The organism is Clostridium arbusti SL206, from assembly GCF_000246895.1.
GTDB lineage: Bacteria > Bacillota > Clostridia > Clostridiales > Clostridiaceae > Clostridium_I > Clostridium_I arbusti.
This window is the reverse complement of sequence record NZ_BAEV01000001.1, coordinates 109679-115879: the sequence shown is the minus strand read 5'-3', so window position 1 is coordinate 115879 and position 6201 is coordinate 109679. Positions and strand designations below refer to the sequence as shown.

5 protein-coding genes and 1 riboswitch are annotated in these 6201 nt (G+C 28.2%); of the genes, 2 read left to right on the top strand and 3 right to left on the bottom strand.

What is annotated here, in order from left to right; all coding sequences use genetic code 11:
* Positions 1 to 199: 199 nt before the first annotated feature.
* Together RH99_RS00545 and RH99_RS00540 are read right to left on the bottom strand one after the other, a co-directional pair.
* The gene (locus tag RH99_RS00545; protein ID WP_010232965.1) at positions 200 to 1183 is read right to left on the bottom strand and encodes an ATP-binding protein; all 984 of its coding nucleotides are present in this window, start codon (positions 1181 to 1183) and stop codon (positions 200 to 202) included.
* Positions 1176 to 2156, bottom strand: a complete 981-nt coding sequence (locus RH99_RS00540; RefSeq protein WP_010232964.1) for a DnaD domain-containing protein — start codon at positions 2154 to 2156, stop codon at positions 1176 to 1178. The genes RH99_RS00545 and RH99_RS00540 overlap by 8 nt, the downstream gene beginning before the upstream one ends.
* A 297-nt stretch (positions 2157 to 2453) precedes the next feature.
* Between RH99_RS00540 and RH99_RS00535 the strand changes: the two genes are divergently transcribed.
* A complete protein-coding gene (locus tag RH99_RS00535; protein ID WP_010232963.1) occupies positions 2454 to 3332 on the top strand; it encodes a M23 family metallopeptidase in 879 nt (292 codons plus the stop codon).
* A 332-nt stretch (positions 3333 to 3664) separates the two neighbouring features.
* A complete protein-coding gene (locus tag RH99_RS00530; protein WP_010232962.1) occupies positions 3665 to 4912 on the top strand; it encodes a competence/damage-inducible protein A in 1248 nt (415 codons plus the stop codon).
* A 132-nt stretch (positions 4913 to 5044) separates the two neighbouring features.
* Here RH99_RS00530 and metF read toward each other — a convergent pair whose 3' ends face one another.
* The gene (metF, locus tag RH99_RS00525) at positions 5045 to 5929 is read right to left on the bottom strand and encodes a methylenetetrahydrofolate reductase [NAD(P)H] (RefSeq protein ID WP_010232961.1); all 885 of its coding nucleotides are present in this window, start codon (positions 5927 to 5929) and stop codon (positions 5045 to 5047) included.
* Positions 5930 to 6090: 161 nt separating this feature from the next.
* A riboswitch (SAM riboswitch) is annotated at positions 6091 to 6198 on the bottom strand.
* Positions 6199 to 6201: the final 3 nt, after the last annotated feature.

Below are 6201 nucleotides of genomic sequence, written 5' to 3'. Positions count from 1 at the left end.
ATTCAATCAACCATTTTTATAATAGAATTAATTTAATTTATATTGATATATTAAGAAATTAATATATCAATATAAAAAGACCTCATTTTGCTTATTAACCAATATATAAAGTAAAATGGGAGCTGTAGAATAGACCATAAGTATTTTATTACAGATAAAATAAGATTGAATTATATAGTTAAATATTATATATTTCAATTTACTTTTGTCTTGAAAAATTGATCTTTACTCTTATGTCTTCTCCATAAAATTTAAAAAGTTTGAAGTTACCAAATAGTCTTGAAGTAATTCTCTCTGAATATGTTTTAGATAGTTTTTCTAAAGAGTAATTAGAAGAAATAAGCATTTTTTTATTCATTAATAATTTTTTGTTAAGAAAATTAAAGAATTCAGATGAAGAAAAATCTGTTATCTGTTCTGTTCCGAGGTCATCTAATATGAGTAGATCACAATTTAATAATAAATCCTCAAGAGTAGAATTATTTTCAAATTTAATTTGTTTCAGATCATGGATAAGGTCATCAGCAGTTCTATAAATTACTAGAAATCCTTTATCCAATAAATCTTTAGCAATACAATTTGATAAAAATGTTTTCCCAGTACCAGAGTTACCATAGAATAATAGATTTGTATTTACAGATGAAAAGTTTTTTATATAATCCATAACATCTGGGATTATTTTCTCTTCTATATTCCTTCTAGGACTCTTTGGTTCTTCTCCAGTTCTGCTAGATGAATAGTAATTTATGTTAAAGTGCTCAAAATTATTATTCTTTAATATAATATCTAAATGAGAATTTTTATAGTATAACTTAACAAGTTTTTGTCTATAACAAGTACATTGTTTAGATCCTATATAGCCTGTATCTTTACATTTAGTACATTTATAATTACGAGAAACATAATCTATAGGATATCCATTACTTACAAGAAGTTCGGATTTTTTTACTCTAAGATCTGTAATTTTTTCTCTTAAATCTTTTAAATATTGTTCTCTATTATCTACATCTTTAAAGGATAGAACAGAAAGATCTATACAAAATTTAGCTATCTTTCTTTCTATATTTGAAACTTCTGGAATTTTTTCCGAAATCTCTAGTTTTCTTTTTTTTAGTGCTGAATCTTCATATTCTCTTATACGAGAATATATTTTAGATATTTCTTCCTTGTATCCCTTAATCATTTTTATCCCATCCTAATAATTTCTTTTCAAGTTCATCATAATCATATGATCTTTGTTCATAATTGTTAAAATTAGTTTTAGGGCCTGAGTTTGAAGATGATTTTTTAAATTTAGTCTTCTTGAAATCCTTAGTATCTATATCTTGAATAGTCTTTATACCACCTTTAAACCAATTAGTTAAAATGGCATCCATATATTTAAAATCTGCTTTATTTATTCTAGAAAAGGTAATATCACAAGCTCTATATATAATATCTAAAGGGAAATTATAGGAATTTATCCACTTTTCTAACATTTGTTGCTGAGGTTTCATAATATCAGCATCTTTAATACCTAAATAAGATAAAATTTTTCTTATTTTTATCCATTTATCCTCATGCTTTTTTATATAGGTTTGAGCATTCTCTATGCTATTAATTTTATCATCATGCCAAGATATAGCAATTCTCTCTATATATCTATAATCGGTTTTACCTTTGGATGTACAGTATTCAATTAACAACAGAATTAATTCAGGAGGAAAATTAAAGTCATTTATCCAACTAATATACATTTTCATTTCTTTAGTTGAAAGGGGTCTGCCAACAAGATTTTCAATGTCCTGAAGCATATCCTTAGTTGAGTTGTTATTTAGTTCTTTTAATAAATCTATATTTTCATTTTTATCTGAAGCAGGTTCATCTAAATCTAAGAAATCTATATTAAAATTCCCTAAATTATCTATAGGTATAAGTTTTATTGCACCTTCATCATTCCAGTAATTCCATGCATTCATTAAATCTGTTTCAAGAAGATGGAGAGTTGAAGCAAACATGGCAGAACTTACACCCGGTTCTCCAGATATACAATATTTTATTCCTAAAAGATATACTTTTACATACTCACCTCTTGCTCTAGGCATGTACTTATCTATAAACACATTGCTTATAGGCGTATAGTTATTTACTTTGTTTTTGAACATAAAAGTACTCACAATACCATCGCCTTTCAAAATTAATTATACAATATATAGTAACATTTATATTTATTATAACAAAATATTGAATTAAATTTAATATTTATAAGATAAAAATTATGTTAACAAACCAATCATATTATAATATTTGATTAAAAGCAATAATAAAGTTTTTAATAATTATAGCCATTATTGATTAAAAATCAGGAAATTATACAAGTATCCATTCTTTTAAACTTTAAAGAAAATATGTTTATTTATTATATTTTGTAGAGAATATGTCAATAATATCATAATGCGAGAGGAGCGATAAATTTGAATTTAATAAATAAGCATAGAACTACAAAGGGATTAATAATTATAATCTCAACTGTTAGCTTTTGTATATTTAGTTATTGTAGGGTTATGGCTATGGAAAATACTACCGATATTTTCGGAAATCAAGTAAGCAAAGTAACTAATATTTTGTATGGAAAAAATATTAGTATGAAGAAAATAAGGTATGAAAATAAAACTTCTAATAAAAAAGAAGAAGATTCTAAATCAATCAATAATAAATCAAAGGATAGTAGTAAAGCGGGAATGAGCACCAAAGTAACTAAAATTTCAGTTAAAAGCAAAAGTATGATACCAAGGGAAGCTAAGGAAAATACAGTATATAAGAATAATAATATAGATAATAACAAAAAGAATGAAGTATCATATGCTAAAGGAAATAATGTTAGTAAGGGTGAAGTAGCTGCCAATTCCAATAATACTGTTGCTACTAATAATGAACAAGCAGCACTTCTTACATTACCGGCTAATGGTAGAATAAGTTCTTTTTTCGGATACAGGAAGGTAACTCTTAATAATGGAACGATTGAGGCAGGAATGCATAAAGGATTAGATATAGCTGTTCCTATGGGGACTAAAATAGCAGCTGCTATGAGCGGTGAAGTGGAGTTTGTAGGAGTACAAGAAGGTTATGGAAATGTGATAATACTAAAGCATCCTAATGGTCTAGAAACACTATATGGTCACTGTAGCAAGATTGAAGTAAATAAGGGCGAAAAAGTTAATACTGGAAATGAAATAGGAAAGGTAGGAAGTACTGGTAGAAGCACAGGACCACATATACATTTTGAGGTTAGATTAAATGGAACTGCTGTAGACCCATTGAAATATTTAAATACTAAGATTGTACAGAAATAAATATAGGTTTACTAAGAGAAATCTAGATTATATAGAAGAGTAACTCAGTTGATTTATATATAATATATTAAACAAAGTCTTTAGGCATATTCAAATAAATAACTAGTCAGTATGCTAGTCTATTTTGAATCCTACTACGTCAGCAGAACCATCAGATAGCTCACTATCCTCAGAACCTGTTTCCGTGTAGACTTGAAAATATCCGTCGCATCTTTGACTTACTATTTATTTTCATATGCCTTATATAGAATATTGTATATACATTTATGATATAATTATATATAAACTTTTGAATATTAAAAGGTATAGCTTAAAAGATGGGGTGAAAGATAATGAAAGCTGAAATTCTATCAGTTGGAACTGAAATACTTTTAGGAGATATAGTTAATACAAATGCTCAATATATTTCTAGAGAGTTAGCTAATTTAGGCATCAATGTTTATTATGAAACAGTAGTTGGTGATAATCCAGAAAGATTAAAGGCGGCATATAATTTTGCTCTTAGTAGAGCAGATATTGTAATAACAACTGGAGGACTTGGACCAACAAAAGATGATTTAACAAAGGAAATAGCAGCAGAATACTTTAATAAAAAATTAATTTTAGATAATAAGTCTTTGGAAGAAATTATAAAATTCTTTAAGAAGATAAATAGAGAGCTAAGTGAGAATAATAAAAAACAGGCATACTTCCCAGAAGGATGCATTATTATGGAAAATCATAATGGTACTGCTCCAGGATGTATTATTGAAGAAAATAATAAAATAGCAGTACTATTACCAGGACCACCTAAAGAGATGATACCAATGCTGAATGAAGGTGTAATCCCATATTTAAAGAAATTCCAAGAGGGAACACTTATATCTAAAGTTTTAAGGATAACGGGCATAGGTGAAAGTAGTGTTGATAATATAATAGGTTATATAATAGATAGACAATTGAATCCTACAGTTGCACCTTATGCAAAGGATAACGAGGTTATATTGAGACTTACTGCCAAGGCTAATGATGAAGAGACAGCCTATAAATTAATTGAGCCAGTTGAAAAAGAAATAAGAGATAAATTAGGAGATATAAATGTATATGGAATAGAGAATCAAACTATAGAAGAAGTGGTTGCAAAATTACTTATAGATAATAAGCTTACCATATCTATGGCAGAATCTTGTACAGGGGGACTTTTATCAGGACAATTGATTAATTACCCAGGAATATCTTCTGTATTTATTGAAGGAGCCGTAACCTATAGTAATGCTGCAAAAATGGCAAGACTAAAAGTTAAAGAAGATACCTTGAATAAGTTTGGTGCTGTTAGTAGGCAGTGTGCAGCTGAAATGGCAGAGGGAATGGCAAAAGCTGCAGGTACTAATATAGGAGTTTCTACTACTGGAATAGCAGGTCCTGATGGAGGTACTGTTGAAAAACCAGTTGGACTTGTTTATGTTGGACTTTACATAAATGGAGTGATAAAGACTAAAAAATTAAATCTAGCAGGTAATAGACAGAAGGTTAGAGATAGAGCTGTTGCATCTACGTTAGATTGGCTTAGAAGAGAACTAATAGAGTATTTGAGTAGATAATAATATCTTACAGTAACTTCTCGTTCAAGAAGATTTCAAGCCTGTATAGAGTAGGGTACTGTAGGAAACTTTGGAAGCAAACTACTGGAACTCATAGAAGTTCCAGTAGTTTGCTTCCAGGAAATATATATTCTAAGATATTTTATTTGTATTTCTTATATAGGATATGTTTGATAGTATTTTTTGGGCTATTTCTGGTTTATTCATAGTATATAAATGGATTCCATCAGTGCCATAAGAAATAAGATCTATTATTTGCTCTGTTGCATAGGCAATACCGGCTTCTTTTAAAGCTTCTGGATTATTTTCATATTTATTTATCATCCTTTTAAACTTGTCGGGTAAAGTAGTGCCACATAGTGATGTTATTCTTAAGACCTGGTTTTTATTAATTACAGGCATTATGCCTATAGATACAGGAACGGTTATTTTAAGTTCCTGTAAATTTTCCTTAAACTTATAGAAGTATTCATTATCAAAGAATAATTGAGTAATTAAAAATTCAGCACCAACATTTACTTTATGTCTAAGATTTAGTAAATCTGTATGGAGACTTTTACAGTCTATGTGACCTTCGGGATAACATGCTGCACCAATAGAAAAATCTTGGTTGTTTTTAATATGAGCTATAAGATCACTGGCATATCCATATTCAAGTTTATTTGATTTAGAAAAGTTAGAAGGAAGGTCTCCTCTAAGAGCCAGAATATTATTTATATTATTTTTTTTAAAAGTATTTAAAGTGTTCTCTATATCATCTTTAGTTGAAGTAATACAAGTTAAGTGAGCAAGTGCTTCTATATTATATTTATTTTTAATAATTGAAGCAATTTTTGTAGTTTTACTGCTATCATTGGAGCCACCAGCTCCATAGGTTACACTTATAAAATCAGGATTTAATCCAGATAATACATCTATTGTATTATAAATGCTCTCTATATTAGTCTCTTTTTTAGGTGGAAAAATTTCAAAAGAAATTAAGGGCGTTTCTTTATTATACATATTTTTTATTTTCATAAAAAGCACTGCCTTTCTAAAACATATTATCTTATCAGTAGTTCTACAAAATTAATATATTACTAATATAATCTTATTAATTAAAATTTAATTTTCATAATAAAAGACTGCTTTTCTTTTAGAAAAACAGTCTTTTTAAACTTTAAAAGTTATATACTATTTTCCTATCTTTCAGAACAGAATGACTCTGCAGGAATTAACACCGCTACATCAAAAATGTCGGTTGTTGGGTTTCATAGGGCCAGTCCCTCCACCTCTCTTGATAAGAATAC